This is a genomic window from Clostridium sp. DMHC 10, from assembly GCF_001270375.1.
GTDB classification, from domain to species: domain Bacteria; phylum Bacillota; class Clostridia; order Clostridiales; family Clostridiaceae; genus Clostridium_S; species Clostridium_S guangxiense.
The window spans coordinates 1,444,325-1,466,430 of the sequence record NZ_LGVB01000015.1; the positions used below are offsets into that span (position 1 = coordinate 1,444,325).

The following is a 22,106-nucleotide window of genomic DNA, read 5'->3' on the forward strand; positions in this document are numbered from 1 at the left end:
AGTAGCACCCTGTAATATACAATTCAGTTGTATGTAGACAACTGGTAATTTGTTTTAAGTAAATTAAAAAAGTGGCTTACCAATCGCAAGAGTGGGCTACTTTTTTAATTCTTTTATAAGTACGACTATTAGGTTTAATAAAAGCACCAAAAATGATAATGCTGCAAATATTGCCATAATTAAATCATACATAGGTATCACCCCCTTTCACGGAAGCGATACCAGTAGCCCACGCACAACTATATCGAATTGTATGTAAGTAGTTTAACATAATAAGGTATTTATATCAATATAATTTTATCAAGTAGAAAGACATGCGGAACAATTATAATAAAAAATATTATAATTATACCAATAGAAATAATACGCAAATATAAGCTTCATAAAAGCGTTTAAACACTATGTGTAATCTAGCTTATAATATTTAGATTTGGCGAAAAAATGGCGGGTAAATGTTAAGTTTACAGGGCTTTTCTTTATATGATTTTAGTTGATAATGGTATAAATCAAGACTTGTATCTAAAAATAAATATCTTATTATACGATATGGTACCTACATTTTTATTAACTTTGTTTAACTGAATAAACCAAAATATATGGAATAAACTTAAAAATATAAAATAAATGTATTGATATTCTATAAAATAGAATGTATAATAAAGATGTAATAAAACATAAATCCTGTAATAAAGTATTTTTGAAATGGTTGTCTATATAGAAGGGAAGATAGATCAATGAGCAAGATAGTCGATTTGAATTTGGAAAGAAGCGAAGAAATGTATAATGTCATTAAGGCATTAGCTTCAGAGGTTAGATTGGAGATAATAAAGCTTTTAAATTATAACAGTTACAATGTGAATGAAATTGCAGAAAAGCTTAATATACCAACTTCAACCGCTGCATTGAATGTAAAAATGCTTGAGGATGCTGGTATTATTAATACGGAACTGCAGCCAGGGGTGCGAGGCTCTATGAAGGTGTGCAGTAGAAAGATGGATAAGATTAATATACAACTAGATACATTAGGACTGCATTCCCAAGATAATTCTTTCTATATAAATATGCCTCTTGGAAATTTTGTTGATTGTGAAGTTTGCCCAACTTGCGGTATGGTAAATGAGAATGGATTTATAGATTCAGAGGATGATCCTAGAAGGTTTTATAATCCTATGAGGACAACAGCCCAACTTATTTGGTTTCATAAGGGATATATAGAGTATCGTTTTCCTAATAATATTCTTCAGATAGGAAAAGAAAAATTATTGGAAGTATCTATGGAATTATGTTCTGAAGCCCCTAATTATAGGAATAATTGGCCGTCAGATATAACGATGTGGATTAATGGAATAGAAATTGGAACTTGGACTAGTCCTGGAGATCTTGGCGGAAGAAGAGGAAGATTGAATCCAATATGGTGGTCAGATAGTTGTACTCAGTATGGGTTATTGAAAACATGGAAGGTTAATAAAGAAGGTTCTTTCATTGATGAAACAAGAATATCAAATATAAAACTTGAGGAATTGAAACTCAAAGATAATAAATTCATAACTGTTCGAATAGGAGTAAAAGAAGATGCTGAAAATGTTGGGGGAGTAAATATTTTTGGCGAAAAATTTGGTGATTACGAGCAGAATATAGTTATGCGAATAGACTATAGTATGTAAGATAGAGTAAGTTTGTATAATCCTAGTTAAGACTATACAAACTTATATATAAATTTTGAGATATGCTATAAGTTATTGCAGTTTTTTATTAAATCGTACATAAAAAATATAATATTACAATAAATATGTATATATGTTTTTAAAACTATGTATTTATATAATCTGCGAGCTTTATGATTACAGTTGAGGTAAAGTCTATAACGAATATTAAAGAAGATACAATCAATTATATTAATAATAATAAAATAGGTATATTTTTGATGATATTATTGAAAACGTTTCACTAAGTAAAACTATATAGATAAACAAGCTGAAATATTTAAATTACCAATACCAAATTTATCCTTACAAACTGGAATTTGTCGAGCACTATAGTGAAGGGTTTTAACTCACTTCGTTTGTTAAAAGACTAAGGTTTTCCCTATGCGAAAGGTGAAGGGTTTTACGGTGCTGTGCACGTAAAAGGTGAACTTTTTTATCTTCAATAAAAAGCTAAGGTTGATTTTCCGTAGGGAAACGGAGGAAAATATTCCTTAACCTTTTGCCGTGGCAAAAACCTTCACCTTTGACAAGCAAAGCTATGTCAGACCATTCACTTTTCACATAAGTGAAAAAGTTAGTTTTTTAATGAGCAGAGCGAATTAAAACCCTTCACTCAGCTCGACAAATTCCAGTTTATCAGGATAAATTTGGAGATTGCAATTTTAAAGTTTCAAGTTGTCTATCTATAATTAGCCATCAATCTCAATTGTTTTGTTTTCATACGTAAACCTTATCATAGATTTACGTTTAATTATAAAAATATTAATTTTGGGGGAGATAATATGAATCGTAAAATTAAAACAATCATCAGTGTTTTGGTTTCAACACTAACAGTTACTTCATTACTAGCAGGGTGTGGTAAAAGTGGAGGTTCTAGCGCTTCATCAGCTTCTAAAAATCAAATTATATTATGGACACCACTTACGGGACCGGATGGGGACACAATGACCAAAATAGTTGCTAAATATAACAAGACAAATCCAAAATACAAAGTAAAGCATGTACCTATACAAGAAAATGATATGTATACAAAGTTGCCTAGTGTTGTAAGCTCGGGCAAAAATGTTCCTGATTTAACAATTGTACATGCTGAAAGAATTCCTTTGTTTGTAAAGGATAATATGTTAGTTTCTTATGATGATGCTATAAAGAAGGATGGAAATAATATTAAGGAATCAAATTATTTAAAAGAAGGATGGAGAGTTGGAGAAGTTGGTGGAAAGAGATACGGAATTCCTCTAGATGTTCATTCATATATAACTTACTATAATCCTGATCTCTTAAAAAAATATGGGCCTCATGTGCTTGATGATGGAGTTATAACTATGGATGAAGTTAAAGAGGTAGGAGAAGCATCTAAGAAAGATAAAATAGCAGCTATAGGCGTTGACTGGATGAGAGTTATGACATTAGCATGGATTAAGCAATTAGGGGGAGACATAACTTCTGATGGAGTAAAACCTACTATTGATACTCCTCAAGCCGAAAAAGCGTTATCTACAATGAAGGATTTTGTAACTGAAAAGATTGCAACACAAGATGGTGATGACCCTCAACAATTATTCATGAATGGTAAATTAGTGTTTTGGCCAGAAGGAATTTGGATGCGTAACGGTTTAAAGGATTCAAAGGCACCTTGGAAAATGACTAATTTTATAACCTTTGATAAAAACAAACTGGTTAATTGGTCATCTTCTCACAATTTTGTAATGTTCAAAAATCCAGCTAGAGATGAAGCTAAGACACAGGGTATTATAGCTTTCTTAAAGTGGATGTATGGTAACTCTTTACAATGGGCTACAGATGCAGGACAAAACCCAGCTTCAATGGCAGTTCAAACAAGTGCCGAATTTGCGAAGGAGCCACAATCTTTCTTAGCTAAGGAACCAGATGCTTTGCATGTATTTAATTATAAGTATTATGGATATGCAGCAGAATCACTTGATAAGATTGTAACAGATGCAGTATTTGGAAAAGTAGATGTTAAAGCCGGATTACAGCAAGCACAAAAGGAAACAGAAGAAAGAATAGCTAGCGGTAAGTAGTCACAATAAAATTTAACAGCTTCAGTTATCATGTGACCTTATATTTAAGCAGTTGAAGCTGTTAGACCATAAAACTTTATATTAAGTGAGGCGAAACAGTATAATGAAAAAGGGCAAATGTACACCATATGTGTTTATAGCACCGCATTTAATTCTATTCATAATTTTTTTCGGTATACCAGCTATTTTTGGAATAGTGATTTCTTTTACACAGTGGAATTTGATAGATACACCTCATTGGGTAGGGCTTAGAAATTATGCTGAAATATTGGCTAATTCAAAATCAACTTTTTATACTCAGTTTCATAATGGATTAAAGAATACTCTTATTTTTACTGTGTTCAGTGTTCCTTTTTGTATAATAGTTCCCCTATTATTAGCTGTAGCACTTAATGCAAAACCTAAGGGAAACAAGATATTTCAATCTATATTTTATCTCCCAACACTTTTTTCAATTTCGTCGGTTATTTTAGCTTGGGGATTTTTGTTTAATAAAAACTTTGGACCAATAAATAAGATTTTAGGAAAGTCTATTAATTGGGGTGGTATTCAACCTTATGTTTGGATTGCAATTATAACTATTACAGTATGGTGGTATGTAGGTGGAAATATGGTTATATATCAGGCTGCACTGGCAGGAGTTCCGGCGGATTTATATGAAGCATCTTCTTTAGATGGGGCTGGTGCTGTGATGCAATTTTTAAATATAACCTTACCATCAATAAAGAATCAAATTGCTTATACACTTGTTATGACTACTATTGCTCAATTAAATATATATGGACAGCCACTAATGTTTAGCAAGGGTGGGCCTGCAGGTTCAACTTCAGTAATATTAATGTATATTAGACAAATAGCTTTTGGTACTGGTGAATCTATCGCAGGTATAGCATCTGCAATGGCAGTTATGCTGGGTTTATGTATAGTTTTTGTAGCATCACTACAGTTCTACTTGCTTAGAGATAAAGATTGATTGGAGGAGTGATGAAGAATGGTTTGGATTAGAAAGAAGGGGCCTAAGGTCGCCGCATTTATTTTCCTCTTTATAATGACGCTTATTTGGATATTGCCTGTTCTATATGCGGTACTATCTTCGTTTAAATCAAACGTAGAGATTAATTCTATGGGATACAAACTACTTCCAGAGCAGTGGATTGTAGATAATTATGTTAAGGTGCTAACTAACTTTGATAATGCACCTATACTCAGGTGGTTTTTAAATTCTTTATTAATATCAGTTACACAAACCATTTTGGTTTTAGTAGTATCTTCTTCAGCAGCTTATGCATATTCAAGGCTTAAGTTTAAAGGAAGGGACGCTATATTTTGGATATTATTAAGCACCATGATGTTTCCCAGTGTAATAAATCTTATTCCACTATATAAAATAGTAAGTATGTTTAATTGGGTAGATACACCTCTTGCAGTTATAGTTCCAGGTGTTGCAGGTGTATTCAATATATTTTTGATAAAGCAGTTTATGGTTAGTATTCCAAAGGAATATGATGAATCTGCAAGAATAGAGGGAGCTAGTGATTTTCAAATATATACAAAGGTAATATTGCCGCTCATAAGACCTGTATTAACAGTAGTGGGCTTATTTACCTTTACGGGGGCATGGAATGACTTTTTATGGCCGTCGATTGTATTTAATAATATTGAAAACTTGCCTTTAACTCCTGCTTTGCAACTTTTTCAAGGTATGTATACAACAGATTATGGACGATTGACTACTTCAGCAGTTATCGCAATAATACCAACATTTATTTTATATTTATTCACACAAAAGTATTTCTTGGAGGGGCTTAATTTATCATCTGGCATTAAAGGCTAGAACAATAATAAAACAACATTAGGAGGAACTGATATGGCAACAAGCATTGTTAGAAATGAATATCCACGTCCAAATTTTGAAAGAAAATCGTGGTTAAATCTAAATGGCGATTGGAATTTTGAGTATGATGATAATAATGAAGGATTAAAGAATAAATGGTATGAAAACAGTAAATTTAGCAGAAAAATAATAGTGCCTTATGTATTTCAAAGCGAGCTTTCTGGTATAAATGAGCAGGAAATTCATGATATTGTATGGTATTCCAAGGATATAAATATTCCAGAAGAATATAAAAACAAGAGATTAATTCTCAATTTTGGTGCAGTTGATTATAAAGCGGATGTATGGGTAAATGGAGAACATCTAATAAATCATGAAGGAGGGCATGTTCCTTTTTCTGTGGAAATTACGGATGTACTTAAAGATAAGGATAATAAATTAGTAGTTAGAGCAGAAGATTATACTTATGATTTAGAGCTTCCGAGGGGTAAACAGTATTGGAAAGACAAATCCGAAGGTATATTTTATACTAGGGCTACGGGAATATGGCAGACAGTTTGGCTAGAGGCTGTTGGGGAAAATTATTTGAAAAATACTTGGATTACTCCAGACCTTGATAATAAAAAGGTATTTATAGAGTATGAATTAGATAGAGTTACTGAAAATACGTATTTAGATGTTACAATATCGTTAAGGGGTAAAGTACTTATTCAAGATAGAATAAGTATAATAAATGGTAGGGGAAAAAGAGATTTTTGGTTAGATCAAAATATAACTAAAGATTGGAATCATCAAGAAGCTTGGACGTGGACTCCTGAAAATCCGGTACTCTTTGATATAAGTTTCAAGGTGATAGTAGATAATGAATGTATTGATGAGGTTAATTCCTACTTTGGACTTAGAAAGGTTTCTATAGTTTCAGGAAAGTTCATGCTAAATAACAGACCTTATTTTCAAAAGCTATTATTAGATCAAGGTTACTGGGAGAAATCACTATTAACTGCTCCTAGTGATGAGGATTTTATAAAGGATATAAAATTAAGTAAAGCAATGGGCTTCAATGGAGTCAGAAAACATCAAAAAATTGAAGATCCTAGATATCTATATTGGGCAGATAAGCTTGGATTTATTGTTTGGGGAGAAATTGCCAGTGCATATAATTATTCAAGAACCTATGTTAATCGCATTACTAGAGAATGGATGGAGATGATAAAACGTGATTACAATCATCCGTGCATAGTGGCGTGGACTCCTTTAAATGAATCCTGGGGGGTTGAATGCATAATGAATAATAAAAATGAACAGGCTCATTCTGCTTCTATGTATTGGCTAACTAAATCTTTAGATCAAACAAGGCCTGTTATATCTAATGATGGTTGGGATCATACTAAAACAGATCTTCTCACAATTCATGATTATGAATGGAGAAATAAAGTATTAAAAGAGAGATATTCAACTTTAGACAATATAATAAATTCTACACCATCAGGAAGAACCTTAGTAGCCCAAGGTTGGAAATATGAAGGACAGCCGATTATAGTTTCTGAAATGGGTGGAATATCATATCAAAAAAGTAATTGGAAGGGATGGGGATACTCTTCGGCATCTTCAGATGAAGATTTTGTTAAGAGGTATTATAATGTTGTATCACCACTACTTGAATCTCCGTTAGTTCAAGGGTTCATATATACTCAAATAACAGATGTAGAACAAGAAATAAATGGCTTGCTTACTTATAAAAGAGAACCTAAGGTAGATATTAAAATAATTAAAGCTATAAATGATGGAGAATGGAAACCTTATTAATATTGTTTATGGGTAAGCCGTTTAGTGATTGGACTTATCGAAATAAAAAAATGTAAAAAATATCTAAACATCGAAGCGGTTTACCTATAAAAAGGAGGATATTATTTGTGAATAGAAAATTTGAGAAAATACTTGCTTACATAGGAGGTACTTGGCAAATACTATCGGGATTAATCACGATTATTCCCTATTCATCTATGATAAAAAGACAAGGATTTAACGTAACTAGTAATTCTCAATTGTCTATAAATGCGACACAGTCTGTTTTGGATAGTATATATTCCTTTAGTACAACCATAGGAATATTGTTTTAGCAATAGGTCTTTTTAATTTATATTTATCAAAAAGATTAAGGAATATGAAGGTGGAAAAGAAAATCCCTATTTGGTTTATAACTTGTGGAATAGTGTCTTTCTTTGTTATGGATTTTATAAGTTGTGTATTTTTTATTTCATCTGGTGTAATTGCTATGGCTAAAAACAAATCTTTGCGGATAATGAATAATTAAAACAAAGTTTAAATATAGGAGAATCCCTAGAATAATTAAAAATAAATCTAGGGATTAATTATTATGGGGATATTAGTAACTTAATTGATATCAAAGTGTAGGAGTTTTATCATATTGTGCAACAGCACTAATACCTATATCTGCACCACTAATAAATGATATTGTTGGGTTAACAGTTATACCAATTTGTTGATGTGCATGATGAAGTACTATGTCACTGCTTCCTGGAGAGGCATGGGCTTTTTTAACTTGTACACAAATTGAACTATACAGTATATAAGTATTTGAATGACTTAAAAAAATAGCTTTATTTACAAAATTATAAGATCGTTTTATTCAATTATAGTGATTCTAAGATAACGTATGCAGTATTAGAAAGAGGATTAAATAATAGATATAAATATTTACATTCTGGAATATCTGATAGCTATACTTATGCTTTTCAACAAAAAATAGGTAAACACACGTATTTTATATGTCTTGGATATAATAAAAGTAATAATGTACACTTGCAAATATCACCAAATTTGTATTTTAAAAATGATATTTCAAATTATATTGACTATAATAATAAGTTTTCCTAAGTTTATAAAATAATCACTCTACTCTGCTTCAAATTCTGATTTGTCAGGATAAACTTGGAACTTATAATTTTTAAGTTTTCAAATGGTTTATCTTTAGAAAGAAAACAAATAGGAGGGTAATGCCTTATCAACTAAGTAATTGCCTAATGATGCAATATATGATAAATTAAGATAGAAATAAAATTCGGGGGTTGTTCAAATGAATGAATCAATATTTATTAAAAAAATGAACAAGAAATCAATATTATTGCATCAAGAATTTTGATTGTAGTATCTCTTGTGATATTTCCTTTAATGCTTTTGCTCAACTATCTTAAAATATTTTCAATACAATGGAATGTTTTAATAGCATTTACTGCGGCAGGTATTATCATCGCTTGTATTCCTACTATCTTAAGAAAGCTAAGAGTGAGCAGCAGCATAGTTAAATATTCAGTAATGATAACAGGGACAGTGATAGTTGGTATTTTGGCAACAAATCAGCACATAGGAGTAAATATAGTGTATATATTTCCAGTAGCATTAAGCTGCTTGTACATAGATCGAAAACTTGTTATTATCTCATTTCTAATAAGCATACCTAACCTTGCTATATCAAGGTATATTAGAATATTTGATCAGCTTAAAGGTCTTCCACACAATCAAATTATGGCAAATTACATAGGGACTGTTGCTGGTTTTTTATTAGAGCTAATTGCTATTACACTTATTTTTAGTATGCTTACACGAAGAACTAAAAAAGATGTTTGATGGACTTGTTGGAGCAGAAGAAAAAAATAGACTTTTAGAAGAGATAGAAATCGTTATGAATAAATCAAAAGATGCTTCACTAGCCTTATCAGCTTCTGTAAAAAATTTAACTTCAGAAATAAAGGACGGAGTTTCCTTTAATGAAGAGATATCAAAAAATACAGGGAATGCAACCAGCGACAATGAAAAAAGTTTTAATTATGTAGTAAGCACTTTAGAAAAAATTAAAAAAATCTCTGATTCTTTGAATAATATATCTAAACAATCCCAAGAATTATCAAGTATATCTACGGAAACACGTAAGTCAACAGAGACCAATGTGGAAGTGCTGAACAATGCTCTCATAAGTATGAAAAATATAGATACATTAAGCGATAGTAATAAGCAGGTTATGACAAACCTTAGTGAAAAATCAAAACAGATAAGAAAAATAGTAGATATAATTACAGGTATAACTGAACAAACTAATTTGCTTGCATTGAATGCCGCAATAGAGGCAGCTCGTGCAGGAGAATCGGGAAAAGGATTTGCTGTGGTTGCAGAAGAAATACGAAAGCTGGCTGAACAATCTGCTTCATCTACCAATGAAATAACTACACTTATACAAAATATGACAAATGAAATGAATGATGCTGTTATCACTATAGATACAAGTTCTAAAGAGATTAAAGAAGGCATAGACAAAGTAAATAATGTAGGACAAGCATTTAAGCAGTTTCAGGAGTTAGAAGAAAAATCTTATTTGAAGATTGAACAAATAACTTCTACAAGCGGACAAGTTGCTGAACACGGAAATACTATAGAAGATATAATTTCAAATATTAAGAACTTAACAGAGCGGCTTCTTGAAAAATTAAGATATGTGTCAAAAGAATCATCACAGCAGCTTAATTCTATGAGAAGTATTGAAAGCTCAGTATCACAAGTGGGAGAAATAGCTGAGACTTTACTTACAATTAGAAATGACAATATTTAATATTATCAATTAAAAAAAATATAAGTTTTATCAATATTCTTTTAAAACGTAGGTATATTTTCAAATGCTAAAAGAATGCCGAATTAGCTGTATAATTTGGTATTCCATTTCAATTATAAGTTTTCTAAGTAGTTAACTGCGGCCTTATTTAGAAAATAAGAGTATCCAATCTGCTGCTGTTCTAGTATATTTCTGTGAAATTCATCTGTAATGAAAAATTCCGTTTGATTTACAAAGTCTTTTGGTGTTGCTAGAGTACCTTTATTCCCCCAAAATTTTAGGTGCTTTTTTATACGATCTATGACTTTCGAATCATTTGCAGACAAATTATTTTGCAAGAATATAATCATGTCTTTATTAAATGATTGTGATTCAATAGCAACTCCATTAACTGTGTACATTTTATTTCTCCTCTCAACATTTATTACTATAGAGTATACCCTAAGGTAGGAGTCAATACATTTATTTTGTTTTTTTATATAAGATATAATAGTACATATTTATATAAAAATTGGGATAATCAATAAAATCGAAGTGCATATTATGTATTAAGAACATTGGGAGAAGGTGTTTAAATGTACTCATATTTAGGATTAAATGATATTGATCTGCCAAGTAGAATTTCAAGAGATGAAAGGAAAATACAAAGAAGAATTAGACCAAGTCTTCATAAAATTATATATATTTGGCCTAAATTTGGAGATGGTTTTTTGGCATGGATTACTGAAAGAAATTGTACGTGCATTAATGGATACAGATGGAATCACCGCAGCTGGGTAAAATTTAGAATGAACTTAGAGAAAATTATGGATTTTAGAGAAGACTAAATTTTAGAATGAATAAGATTTAAGAGCGTATCAAGCTTTCTTAAACTTGGATGCGTTTTTTACGAAATCACCTTAATAAGGAGGGTGCCGCATTAGCATATTTTTTTATGCTTGATATGCTCCCTTCTAGGTAGACAAGTGAAATAATAAAAAACTTGTCACTTAGGAGGGAGCATATCATTGGTTATAACAATAATTTGATAAAATCAATGATTCAATGGATTATGAACCTTTAATTGTTTTTCAGTAATTTTGAGTTTACACATTACGAAAATAATGGTTGTATGGTATTTTGATTTTTAAGATGATATATATAAACAGGAGGGATATTATGAGCGTTATACTTATTATTGAAGATAATAAAGATGTAAATATGATGTTAAAAGAAGTGTTGATAGACGCAGGACATGAGGTAAAATCAGTTTATACAGGTATAGATGGTATACGTGAAATTAAAAGCTTAAAATATGATTTAGTTCTCCTTGATATTATGCTTCCATATAAAAGCGGAGATGAAATACTAAAGGAAATGAGAGAGTTTTCAGAGATTCCTGTTATTATTATTTCTGCAAAGGATATGGTTGGCACTAAAATAGATTTTTTAAAACTTGGCGCAGACGACTATATTACAAAGCCTTTTGACTTATGAGAAGTTGCAGCACGAGTGGAAGCTAATTTGAGACGTTCAAGCCAGAAGATTCAGGTAGATAAATCCTTTCGTTATAAAGATATGGTGTTTGATGATAGTACAAAGAGCGTTACTGTGAATAATAGTGAACTTGAGCTTACTGCTAAGGAATATATGATATTAGAGATGTTAATAAAGAATAAGGGCAAGGTATTTACAAAAGCAAATCTTTACGAATCGATTTGGCAGGAGGAATACCTTGGTGATGATAATGCGGTTAAAACACATATCAGTAATCTACGAAACAAACTAAAAAAGGTAAATCCCAAGGCACAGTATGTTGAAACCGTGTGGGGACTTGGTTATCGTTTATATAAAGAATGAATTATCTTTTTCTTGACACTTTCCTTTAGGAACTTAACCTTTTCTAAACCTTTGAACATTATAATTAATTTATAGGAAGGACAGAGGTGAATAGGAATGTTTAAATATATTTTAAAAACGGAAGATCTTACGAAAAGTTATCATGGTGTTACTGTTTTAAATAATGTATCAGTAACCTTGAAAGCTGGCAAAATATATGGATTAATTGGGCAGAATGGTGCTGGGAAGTCAACATTTATGAAGCTTATTACAGGTCTTACTTTTCCTACAAGCGGAGGTATTGAACTCTTTGGTCATACTGGTGAAAAAGCTTTACAGAATGAACGAAAAAGGCTTGGCTCTATGATTGAATATCCAAGTCTTGACTTAAGCATGACAGCAGAAGAAAATATTAGATTTCATAGAATTATGAAAGGTATCCCTGACAAAGGTATTGAAGATCAGGTATTAAAGCTTGTTAATATTGCTAATACAGGTAAAAAGAAAGTAAAAAACTTTTCACTTGGTATGAAACAACGTTTAGGAATTGCTATTGCGCTTCTTGGTAATCCAGAATTGCTTATTTTGGATGAACCAATAAACGGACTTGATCCATTAGGAGTAGTTGAAATCCGAAAATTGTTAAAAGGGTTATGTGAGGAGAGGCAAATGACAATTTTAATTTCAAGTCATAACTTGCCAGAAATGTATCAAACAGCTACTGATTATATTATTATTCATAAAGGCGAAATTAAGCAGGAGTTAACACTTGATGAACTTGAGGAATGTTGTAAACATCATATTCGTATAAGCTGTACGGAACCAGAAAAATTAGCTAGTGTTTTAGAAATGGAACTGAAAACGCAGAATTACAAGGTTATGCCAGATAAATCGATTAAACTGTACGACTATATAGATGATAAGGAGCAAGTGGCAAGGATTCTCTTTGAAAATGAAATTATCGTTACAAATTTTTCAAGTGAGGGTGATACTCTTGAGGATTACTTTATTTCTGTTGTTGGAGGTGAAAAGAATGTATAATTTGATTAAAGCTGATTTGTTTAAATTACGCAAATCAATGGCAATTAAGATCTTACTTGGAATTACAACTGTAAGTTCAATAGCTATGATTATGATGGCATATTTATTGCAGCAGGGTAAACTTAGTGCAAGTGCTTCTGGGCTGGGGTTTATGTTTTCTGACGCAAATATGATAAGTATTCTTGGAGCTGGTGTAGCCAGTATTATTATTTGTGGTGATTTTGATAATAGAACAATCCATGAAGCTATTGTAAATGGAAATAGTAGAGTAAAAGTTGTTATTAGTAAGTCAATTACATTTTGTTGCGGTTTGTTTATTATTTTGCTTCCATATATTATTGTAACTGCCATAGCAATTAGCACGGGTTATAAATATAATATGGGTCAAGTATCAGTCGGTTTTTTAAATATAATTACATTAGAGGCTGGTAAGGCTATTTCTACATCACAAGTGTGGAAGTTGTTAATCATTATGCTTGCATTAGCGATTTTGTATGCAGCACAGCTTAGTATTTGTATACCGTTTGCTATTAGCTTTAAAAAGCCAGTTGTTGTGGTTCCAGTGTATTATGGCATTGTACTTTTTTGTACTCAGTTAAGTAGGTTGGAGAAAACATCCAAGGTATTTAAAAATATTTATGAGCTTACGCCATATGAAGGTAAGTATTCTCTTATGTCACTTAGTGCAGGAACAAATGATATAATAAAGGCAATTGCTGTTAGTTTAGCATTTATGATTATAATGCTTACGATTACATGCTTTGTATTTAGAAAGGCTGAAATTAAGTAAAGATAAGCCAACTAAAAATTCGAAATTTATTCGTAACAAAATGACATCTTCTGGTCATTATGGCGCACATAAATTTTATTAGCTTACGCAGTTTATCTATATTGAAAGGTGGATGAAAATGCTCGTAACTGTGGTTTGTATTTTGAGTATATCAATTATATTATTTGTTTTATACATTTCATTTCTTCAGCTGCAGTTACACAGCATTAATAAACAACTATCTAAAAGGCTTAAAGAACACACACGTCAGCCTGTAAGTTTAATCCTATTTAGCAAAGAACTTAATGCTTTAGCAGCTAACATAAATAAATGTCTTAAAGAGGAGGAAAATCTTCGAATTGATGCTATTCGTGAGGAAAAACATTTTAAAGAGATGATTTCAAATATTTCTCATGATCTTAGAACACCACTTACTGCTATAAAGGGATATCAACAGCTCATAGAAAAAGGAACTCTTTCTGATGAACAGAGACAAAAGCTTAAGGTTGCTCAAAAGCATGCGAATGAATTGGGTGATTTAATTGAACACTTTTTTGAGTATGCATATCTTTTGAATGCAGAGCCAGAACTTAAAATGGAGAGGATTAATATAACAAATCTTGTAGCAGAATGTATAGCAGCGGCTATTACAGTTCTTGAAAAAAATAATTTGATGGTACATTTTTATGAAGCACCACCTGTATTTGTTTTTGTCGATAAAGAGGCAATTATAAGGATTATTCAAAATCTAATACGAAATTGTGTAAAGCATTCCCACGGAGATATAGAGGTACAAATATTTACTGAAAAAAATGCTGTAATATCCTTTAAAAATTTTGTTGAGAATGAATCCGAAATTGATGTGAAACGGCTATTTGATCGCTTTTACACCGGAGATAAAGCAAGAAGTAAGACCACTGGATTGGGTTTGTCTATAGTAAGGCTTTTAACAGAACAAATTGGCGGCAGTACTAGTGCATCACTTAAGGATAATATACTTGATATACGAGTTCAATTACCACTATTCAAATAATTTTAAATATAACCTTTATTCAATACAATACTTATTTGTTATAATATACAAGTAAAGTGTATATGCTTATTAAAATATTAGGAGAGAAGCAAAAATGGATAAACTTAAATATACTATTTGTTTTATTAAAAGAGGAGACGAAATACTACTTTTAAATAGAGAAAAGCCAAGTTGGATGGGAAGCTGGAATGGAGTTGGAGGAAAATTTGAGGAAGGTGAAACTCCAAAGGACTGTATACTTAGAGAGGTATACGAGGAGACAGGCATAAAGCTTAAAGATGTACAGTTTAAAGGTGTTGTTACTTGGAGGGTAGATAAAATTAGAAATGGTGGAATGTATTTATTCATGCAGGAGGTTTCAGAGGATTTTGAGTACAAAGTTCCCATAAAAACAAGAGAAGGAATTTTGGATTGGAAGAAAGTAGAGTGGATTATGAATCCAGAGAACACAGGGATAGCTCATAATTTACCTAAATTTTTGCCAAAGATGCTTAAGGATAAGGGTACATTTCAATATCACTGTATTTTTAATAACAATGTATTGCTAGACGTTGAAATAAAGAAATATGATATTAAAGAGAATATTGCAGTAAATTTATTGTTGAAAAAGCTATTATTAAATGTAGATATGCTACAATGCATAAGAAGAGACAGTGCGGAAATAATATTTGCTTCAGATAAAGGTGTGCTGCTTTATGACGCTATATCACGGGCTTACATGATGAGTACTGAGGATATGAAGACAGCGAAGGAAATAATAAGCAAAATTCCACAGAATGCTAATATAGTTGTTTGTCATCAGGAAGTGTACTATGATCTACTTATGAGCACATATCATTTTAAGGATAAAATGATATGTAATAATTCTGTATACACTAAAAATACTCTAATGGAGGTTTCAAAAGCTTCACCAGAGATAAGACTTTTAACTAGAGATTACATAGGTTTTATTATTAAACATTATTCAAAGAAAGAGCTTTGTAATGACGATTATATTGGTGAAAGAATAGATGCTGGAGTTGTGTATGGTGCATTTATAGATGGTGAGCTTTGTGGTTTTATAGGAAGCCATGAAGAAGGTTCAATTGGAATGCTTGAAGTTCTTCCTCAGTTTAGGAGAAGAAAAATAGCAACGCATCTTATTGTTAAAGCTGTAAATGAGATGCTGAAAAAAGGTTTTTATGCTTATGGACAAATTGAAGATGGTAACGAGGCATCTACAAAGCTTCAGAAAAAACTTGGATTTCAGATTTCAAAAGAGAAAATTTGTTGGCTATTTAAATTATGAAACCCTATAGCATATTAAACAATCTAGTATTTTTAAACATAAAAACTGCAAATGACAATAAGCTTGTAAAGGTTGATGCTGTTAAGATAAAAAATAAAATAGTTACTAAATTTAATAAGTTTGAGCAGCTTAGTGAGATTAAGGGAGAACTTAAGATTTTTGCCGAAGACCTTCCTTTAGTTTGTCATGATTCAACCTTTGCAAAAAGTATTCTTAATGTTGGAAGCAAGTTTTTGGATTCTTTAGAACTTGTGGCCATACTTTTTCCAGAGTTTCCAGAGTTTAATCTTCAGTATTTAAAAAATAAATTTGTGACAAAATATAAAGATATTAGTATTCAAGAAGAGTTGATAGAAGTACTTAATTATGTTATAAGCCGCTTTTATTCTGAAAATGGCTATGCTATTCCTATGAATATATTAGAGCTCGAACATTGGAACTGGTATAAGTACATTTCCAGCGTGAACATGGATGATGTGAAATGTTTTGTAGATAACAAACCTGCTGCTTTAGAAAATAAAGAGAGAGAGCCGTATCCGGTTTTTGCTCTTAAGGATTACGAAAAGCTTTTTGAAAATGAGGCTATATGGAAACGCGGAGGAAGAAGCTACACTCTAAGACCACAGCAGAGAGATGCGGCTAAAGTTATAAGAGAAGGACTAGAAAAGGGAAAAATAACAATAATGGAAGCACCAACGGGCCTTGGAAAAAGTATGGCTTATTTGCTTCCTTATATTATTTATACACATCTTAAACAAGAAAAAGTAATTTTATCCACAAACACTAAGGGGTTACAAGGGCAACTTGTGGATAAAGATATACCAAATATTTTAGAAGCACTGGATTTAAAAAGAGATGTTAACTATACCTTGATAAAGGGAAAGAGCAATTATCTATGTTTTGATAGGTTTGAAGATATAGAATATCCAAGTGATATGAAAACTCTCCTTGGTTATGTGTATTTAAAAAGGCTGTTAACAGAAAAGCAAATTGGAGATATTGAAGATATAAGTGACGAGATAAAAGAAAAATTTAATTTAAATGAGTTATTGGAACAGTGTTTTTGTGATTCAGAGCTTTGTGATGTGGATAGTTGCAAATATAAAGAAAGATGTTATTATGCCTTGAAGGTTGAAGCTTTAAAAGAAGCTCAGCTAATTGTAGTAAATCATTCACTTTTATTAAAGTGGCCTTATCAAAGTATTGTGCCGCTTCAAAATCTTGTGGTGGATGAAGCACATAATTTAACTGAAGAAGCTTATGATACCTTTGAAAGCAATTTAATTTCGTATGAGTTTGAGAAATTTTTAAAAGATATATATAATAGCGAAGAAAAAAATGGATATTTATATTATTTATCAAAGAGAACTAAAAAGGAAAACTTGCCTTTAAGTGAAATAGAGAGTGATATAGAAACATGTAGAAATGAAATTATCAGCATTAAAAGTGCTTTTGAAAAATATGTGTCTACCAGTGGAATAAGCAGGGAGTACAATATTAAAGAGCATTTAAATAAACTTAATCCAAAGATAGCAAGAATAATGGAGCATTTGGATTATCTTAAAGGAGATATATCTAAATTTAATATGGATTTAGAAAAAGCAATTACAACTTTAAAAAATATATCTACTTTAGAAAAAGATAAAAGGCTTAAGATATTGGTGGAGAAAGTAGAAACCATGAATGATTACATTAGACTTTTAGAGGAAGTGTGCATTCAAAGTGAAGAAGCCTATTGTTTTTATTTTGAAGTAGATAGGAACCTTCAGTGGTGGAAAATATCAAGTATACCTTTGGATGTATCTGGCGCTTTTTATGAAAAAGTTCTAAAGGGAGTTAATAGCTGCTTGTTTTTATCAGCTACTTTAAGTACGGATAAGGGCTACAATAATTTGAGAAACACTTTGGGAATTAACATTGCCAGTTCGGAAAATAAGGAAATAGTAGAAGTGCCGCCTATAAAGCCAATTTTCAAATATAAAGAGAAAAGTGCAGTTTATGCAGTACAGGGCATGGACCCAAATGATGCAGATGCCTTTTCAGAAGAAATGGAAGGTTTTATTTTAGAACTTTTAAATAATGTAGAGGGCAATATCATTGTGCTTTTTACAAGCATAAAAAGGCTTAAGGTATTTAAAGAAAAGGCAGCGGAAAAGCTTAAAGCTCTGGGGATTAGTATTGTTGAAAGCAAAAAAGATATAGAAAAATTGAAATCCAGAGAAGGAAGATATATTTTACTAGGCTCAAAGGGATTTTTTGAAGGCATAGATATACCAGGTGATACTATGGCAACCGTGGTTTTAGATAAGCTTCCTAATATAAATGGAAAGGAACCCTTTTATAAATCATTAATAGATAAAAATATTGAAAAAGGCAAAAACTATTGGAATGCATATGCCGCAGTAAATTTCCCAATTGTATCTATAGATTTAAAACAAATTTATGGAAGAATTATAAGAACCGAATATGACTATGGTGCACTGTTTATTATGAGTAAATTTGACAGCAATAATTCAACTGTAAGAAAACTTGAAAAACAGCTTTATGGGGTGCCTATTATAAGAAAAAATAAACATGAAATTTTTAAGGACTTAAATTACAGGCGAGTAAGGTGGAAACAAATAAATCTCTATCAAATAATGAAAGAGGTTAAGGCTGCTTTAAAGAAATCTATTTTAGAAGAAAAGCCTAAAGGTATTAAACATATAGAGAAGTTTATAAATGAATTTATGGCTTTAGAATATGGCAAAAGGTATTTAAAATACGACGCGAGCATTCAGCTAGAGGAGAAACTAGAAATTTATATTTGTGGAAAAAAGGTGAACTTAGGCGTAGGTAGAAAAAATATAGAGGAGTACTTTAGGGATATTTGCTATAAAAATTAAGAGTACAGATTACAGAGTACAAAGTACAGTGAAGGATGAATTTCCTTCGTTTTACTGTGGAAATTCTTATAATATAAGATTTTTCATAGCGTTAGCGGAGAAAAATCATCCATAACTGTGCTCTGCACTTTGTACTCTAGTTAAAGGAGATAGTGATGAAAGCTGAGATATATGATAAATTAACTGCATTAACAGATGAAGAAATAAAGATTTTAAATGGAGAGCATGAAGTTAATAAGAGCTTGTATACAGATAATAGTAAGTTTGTTATAGATAGTAGTAAATTACTTCCCAAAGGTCAACTAATAGATATTAGAAAACATACAAGATTTATTAATTTTCCTAATCATACACATAACTATATCGAGGTTAGTTATGTGTACGAAGGGTCTCTAATTCAAATAATAGATGGAAGAAAAATAAAGCTTGAAAAAGGCGAAATTATATTTTTAAATCAGTACATTACTCATGAAATAGAAGCTTCGGGTAAAGGAGACATAATAATAAATTTTATAATTAAACCGGAATTTTTTGATTACATATTAACGCTTTTAGGTGATGAAAATGTAATAAGTAAGTTTTTAATAACTACATTATATAAGGATTATGAGGCAGGAGAATATTTATACTTTAAGGTTTCAGAGAAAAAAGAAATTCAAGACCTCCTTACGAAAATAATTACCGAGTTATATGAACTAACTATAATGAGAGATGCAGCAATAAAACTTTTAGTAGGACTTTTATTAGTAGAACTTTCAAGAAATTCGGAGAATATAGAAGTTTATTCGATGAATAATTATGAAAAGATGATAATAATTAGCATTTTTAAATATATTGATGAAAATTATAATAAGGCAACTTTAGGAGAAGCTTCAGAAAAATTAAAGCAGCCTAACTACAAATTAAGCAAGCTAATTAAAAAGCATACTGGTATGACCTTTAAGGAGCTGCTTCAAGAAAAAAGACTCAGTAAGGCTATAGAACTATTACAAATGAGCAGTTATTCTATATCTGAAATCATTGAGCTAGTTGGTTATGAAAATCCAACATATTTTTATAAGATATTTGAAAAAAAGTATGGGGTCACACCAAGAAAATATAATAAGCATTAAAGTTTCTAGTATAAGCTAGAGACTTTTTTATTTTTTTATATTTGCAAATAAGGATAAAAAATTTAATTCGTTTGGATATTAAAAATAGTGATAAAATGAAATATAATTTAAGCATAAGTAAACGATTAAATCAAAGGAGGAATTATCATGAAAGATGACTTGCCAATTGACATGACTGCTTAGAATTGAAGGAATAGGCTTTTATGTAAGTATCCAATTTTAAAAACTAAATGTATTATATCAATTTTTGCAATAAAGAATAAAAAGTAAGAAAATACTTATTTGGATTGAATTGCTTAAAGGAGAAAAATAAAATGATTCGCAAAGGAAGTATAATGAAATTATTTAGTGGATTTGAGGAAGAATATAAGAAACGTCATAGTGAAATTTGGCCTGAAATGGTTGAGATGTTGCGTAAATATGGTGCAAAAAACTATTCTATTTTTTTAGATCCAAAAACAAATTATCTATTTGCTTATGTGGAAATAGAAGATGAAGAATTATGGAACAAAACTGGGGAAACGGAAATTTGCAAGAAATGGTGGGCTTATATGAAAGATATTATGGAGACTAATCTTGATAACAGTCCTGTATCAATTGAATTAAAAGAAGTATTTCATTTAGATTAAATGTAAAGGTTTAGATTGGGGGAATAATAAATGGGAATTAGTAAAGAAAAAAAATCACTTTGGATAGCAACTATTTCAGCATCCATGGCAAATTATATTGATGCAGGTTCCATTGTTGCTGGTGCGGCAGGTTTATCGTTTTGGACTACTTTTCTTCATATGACTGACATACAACTTGGGTTATTGAGTGCTTTTAGTTCAAATGCTGTTTCGGCAGCTATCGGAGCATTAATTGGAGGTAAACTTTGTGATAAATATGGACGTAAATTAATCTACAACTGTTCTATGTTGTTTTATATGGTAGGAATATTGCTTATTGTTTTTGCACAATCGTTTCCTATGTTCTTTATTGGGTATGTAATTGTAGGATTATCAGTTGGTGCTGATATACCAGCATCTTGGACTACTATTGCTGAAGGTGCTCCAGCTAAAAATAGAGCAAAGCATTGTGGTTCGGCACAGCTTGCATGGTCAGCAGGCCCAATTATAGTTTATATTCTTTCAGTTGCATTAGGTGGTTTAGGATTACTTGGCAGTCGTATAGTTTTTGCACATTTATTTTTCGTTGCCCTTTTTACTTGGATAATAAGAAGAGGAGTACCAGAATCAGAATCTTGGAAAGCTGAGCAAAAGAAAGAAAAAGAACTTATAAAAAAAGGGCAAGCATCACAAAAGGTTACTTTCAAACAGTTATTAACAAAAACAAATATTAAATCAATGTTATTTTTAGTTGGAGTTTATTTGTTCTGGAATTTAGCAGCAGGTACAATGGGATTTTTCATGCCATTAATTTATCAAACCGTTGGAAAGGTTTCATCACAAACAGCTGATTTGCTTCAAGCAGGCTTATTTGGAATTACAGCAGTTGGAACTTATTTTGTATTTATGGGCATGGGAGATAAAGTAAGCCGTAGAGGTATTTATGCAGTTTCGTCAATAATGGCAATAGCAGCATGGTCAATATTTTTATTACCATCATCAAGTATGAAATCATTTATGCTTGTAATATTTGTTGTTGTATATGGACTTTCTTGTGGATTTGGTCAGCAACCATTTTATCAATTATGGTCAAGTGAGCTTTTCCCAACAAAATACAGAGGGAGTGCTCAAGGAGTAATGTTCTTTGTTGTTCGTGTAGCACTTGGTATATGGAGTTTTGTAGTGCCAACAATTATGAGTAAATTTGGATTTCAATTAGCAGCAGCATGTATGGTAGGATTCCTCATAATTAGTGCAGTAATTGGAGTTGTATTTGCTCCAAATACTCAAGGAAAAGCACTTGAAGAAATTGAAAAAGAGCGTTATGGTGATGCAGTTTAATA

The 22,106-nt window shown here is 31.1% G+C and carries 17 protein-coding genes and 1 pseudogene; 17 read left to right on the plus strand and 1 reads right to left on the minus strand.

All coding sequences use genetic code 11. The features are described from left to right. Positions 1-734: 734 nt before the first annotated feature. From AGR56_RS08960 to AGR56_RS08995, 7 genes are all read left to right on the plus strand, one after another. Positions 735-1,664, plus strand: coding sequence for an ArsR family transcriptional regulator (locus tag AGR56_RS08960; protein WP_053241967.1), 930 nt, complete (start codon positions 735-737; stop codon positions 1,662-1,664). 824 nt (positions 1,665-2,488) lie between these two features. Further along, complete coding sequence (locus AGR56_RS08965; protein WP_053241968.1) at positions 2,489-3,751, plus strand: extracellular solute-binding protein; 1,263 nt, start codon at positions 2,489-2,491, stop codon at positions 3,749-3,751. A gap of 103 nt (positions 3,752-3,854) precedes the next feature. After that, complete coding sequence (locus tag AGR56_RS08970) at positions 3,855-4,724, plus strand: sugar ABC transporter permease (RefSeq protein WP_053241969.1); 870 nt, start codon at positions 3,855-3,857, stop codon at positions 4,722-4,724. Between the two features lie 18 nt (positions 4,725-4,742). After that, the gene (locus AGR56_RS08975; protein WP_053241970.1) at positions 4,743-5,585 is read left to right on the plus strand and encodes a carbohydrate ABC transporter permease; all 843 of its coding nucleotides are present in this window, start codon (positions 4,743-4,745) and stop codon (positions 5,583-5,585) included. Positions 5,586-5,618: 33 nt separating this feature from the next. Beyond that, the gene (locus tag AGR56_RS08980) at positions 5,619-7,391 is read left to right on the plus strand and encodes a glycoside hydrolase family 2 (protein WP_053241971.1); all 1,773 of its coding nucleotides are present in this window, start codon (positions 5,619-5,621) and stop codon (positions 7,389-7,391) included. Positions 7,392-8,744: 1,353 nt separating this feature from the next. Next, entirely contained in the window at positions 8,745-9,233 is a 489-nt protein-coding gene (locus AGR56_RS08990; protein ID WP_157055718.1) for a hypothetical protein, read from the plus strand. Further along, positions 9,226-10,209, plus strand: coding sequence for a methyl-accepting chemotaxis protein (locus AGR56_RS08995; RefSeq protein ID WP_053241974.1), 984 nt, complete (start codon positions 9,226-9,228; stop codon positions 10,207-10,209). The genes AGR56_RS08990 and AGR56_RS08995 overlap by 8 nt, the downstream gene beginning before the upstream one ends. Positions 10,210-10,322: 113 nt before the next feature. On the opposite strand, the gene AGR56_RS09000 is transcribed toward AGR56_RS08995, so the two are convergent. After that, complete coding sequence (locus AGR56_RS09000; protein WP_053241975.1) at positions 10,323-10,610, minus strand: hypothetical protein; 288 nt, start codon at positions 10,608-10,610, stop codon at positions 10,323-10,325. A 174-nt stretch (positions 10,611-10,784) separates the two neighbouring features. Between AGR56_RS09000 and AGR56_RS09005 the strand changes: the two genes are divergently transcribed. The 10 genes and pseudogenes from AGR56_RS09005 (at position 10,785) to AGR56_RS09055 (ending at position 22,104) form a co-directional block, all read left to right on the plus strand. Then, complete coding sequence (locus AGR56_RS09005) at positions 10,785-11,036, plus strand: hypothetical protein (protein ID WP_053241976.1); 252 nt, start codon at positions 10,785-10,787, stop codon at positions 11,034-11,036. A 331-nt stretch (positions 11,037-11,367) separates the two neighbouring features. Beyond that, positions 11,368-12,048 (plus strand): annotated as a pseudogene (locus AGR56_RS09010) (response regulator transcription factor). A gap of 96 nt (positions 12,049-12,144) precedes the next feature. Continuing rightward, positions 12,145-13,068: an ABC transporter ATP-binding protein gene (locus AGR56_RS09015; RefSeq protein ID WP_053241977.1), complete on the plus strand. Its 924-nt coding sequence runs from the start codon at positions 12,145-12,147 to the stop codon at positions 13,066-13,068. Continuing rightward, positions 13,061-13,858 (plus strand): ABC transporter permease, encoded by a 798-nt coding sequence (locus tag AGR56_RS09020; protein WP_053241978.1) that lies wholly within the window; start codon positions 13,061-13,063, stop codon positions 13,856-13,858. Before AGR56_RS09015 ends, AGR56_RS09020 begins: the two co-directional genes overlap by 8 nt. A 118-nt stretch (positions 13,859-13,976) precedes the next feature. Beyond that, positions 13,977-14,870: a HAMP domain-containing sensor histidine kinase gene (locus AGR56_RS09025; protein WP_347460450.1), complete on the plus strand. Its 894-nt coding sequence runs from the start codon at positions 13,977-13,979 to the stop codon at positions 14,868-14,870. Between the two features lie 94 nt (positions 14,871-14,964). Next, on the plus strand, positions 14,965-16,158 hold the full coding sequence (locus tag AGR56_RS19465) for a GNAT family N-acetyltransferase (protein WP_084756926.1): 1,194 nt from the start codon (positions 14,965-14,967) through the stop codon (positions 16,156-16,158). Then, positions 16,155-19,043, plus strand: coding sequence for an ATP-dependent DNA helicase (locus AGR56_RS09040; RefSeq protein ID WP_053241980.1), 2,889 nt, complete (start codon positions 16,155-16,157; stop codon positions 19,041-19,043). Before AGR56_RS19465 ends, AGR56_RS09040 begins: the two co-directional genes overlap by 4 nt. A 155-nt stretch (positions 19,044-19,198) precedes the next feature. Then, a complete protein-coding gene (locus AGR56_RS09045; RefSeq protein ID WP_053241981.1) occupies positions 19,199-20,155 on the plus strand; it encodes an AraC family transcriptional regulator in 957 nt (318 codons plus the stop codon). 314 nt (positions 20,156-20,469) lie between these two features. Then, entirely contained in the window at positions 20,470-20,784 is a 315-nt protein-coding gene (gene rhaM / locus AGR56_RS09050; protein WP_053241982.1) for an L-rhamnose mutarotase, read from the plus strand. Positions 20,785-20,814: 30 nt separating this feature from the next. Next, positions 20,815-22,104 carry an MFS transporter gene (locus AGR56_RS09055; RefSeq protein WP_053241983.1) on the plus strand — a complete coding sequence of 430 codons (1,290 nt, stop codon included), beginning with the start codon at positions 20,815-20,817 and terminating at the stop codon, positions 22,102-22,104. The last annotated feature ends 2 nt before the right edge of the window (positions 22,105-22,106 follow it).

What these genes read in the sequence shown, in the direction of transcription:
- AGR56_RS08960 (WP_053241967.1), top strand. Translation starts at nt 735, where the DNA reads ATGAGCAAGATAGTCGATTTGAATTTGGAAAGAAGCGAAGAAATGTAT.
- AGR56_RS08965 (WP_053241968.1), top strand. Translation starts at nt 2,489, where the DNA reads ATGAATCGTAAAATTAAAACAATCATCAGTGTTTTGGTTTCAACACTA.
- AGR56_RS08970 (WP_053241969.1), top strand. Translation starts at nt 3,855, where the DNA reads ATGAAAAAGGGCAAATGTACACCATATGTGTTTATAGCACCGCATTTA.
- AGR56_RS08975 (WP_053241970.1), top strand. Translation starts at nt 4,743, where the DNA reads ATGGTTTGGATTAGAAAGAAGGGGCCTAAGGTCGCCGCATTTATTTTC.
- AGR56_RS08980 (WP_053241971.1), top strand. Translation starts at nt 5,619, where the DNA reads ATGGCAACAAGCATTGTTAGAAATGAATATCCACGTCCAAATTTTGAA.
- AGR56_RS08995 (WP_053241974.1), top strand. Translation starts at nt 9,226, where the DNA reads ATGTTTGATGGACTTGTTGGAGCAGAAGAAAAAAATAGACTTTTAGAA.
- AGR56_RS09000 (WP_053241975.1), bottom strand. Translation starts at nt 10,610, where the DNA reads ATGTACACAGTTAATGGAGTTGCTATTGAATCACAATCATTTAATAAA.
- AGR56_RS09005 (WP_053241976.1), top strand. Translation starts at nt 10,785, where the DNA reads ATGTACTCATATTTAGGATTAAATGATATTGATCTGCCAAGTAGAATT.
- AGR56_RS09015 (WP_053241977.1), top strand. Translation starts at nt 12,145, where the DNA reads ATGTTTAAATATATTTTAAAAACGGAAGATCTTACGAAAAGTTATCAT.
- AGR56_RS09020 (WP_053241978.1), top strand. Translation starts at nt 13,061, where the DNA reads ATGTATAATTTGATTAAAGCTGATTTGTTTAAATTACGCAAATCAATG.
- AGR56_RS09025 (WP_347460450.1), top strand. Translation starts at nt 13,977, where the DNA reads ATGCTCGTAACTGTGGTTTGTATTTTGAGTATATCAATTATATTATTT.
- AGR56_RS19465 (WP_084756926.1), top strand. Translation starts at nt 14,965, where the DNA reads ATGGATAAACTTAAATATACTATTTGTTTTATTAAAAGAGGAGACGAA.
- AGR56_RS09040 (WP_053241980.1), top strand. Translation starts at nt 16,155, where the DNA reads ATGAAACCCTATAGCATATTAAACAATCTAGTATTTTTAAACATAAAA.
- AGR56_RS09045 (WP_053241981.1), top strand. Translation starts at nt 19,199, where the DNA reads ATGAAAGCTGAGATATATGATAAATTAACTGCATTAACAGATGAAGAA.
- rhaM (WP_053241982.1), top strand. Translation starts at nt 20,470, where the DNA reads ATGATTCGCAAAGGAAGTATAATGAAATTATTTAGTGGATTTGAGGAA.
- AGR56_RS09055 (WP_053241983.1), top strand. Translation starts at nt 20,815, where the DNA reads ATGGGAATTAGTAAAGAAAAAAAATCACTTTGGATAGCAACTATTTCA.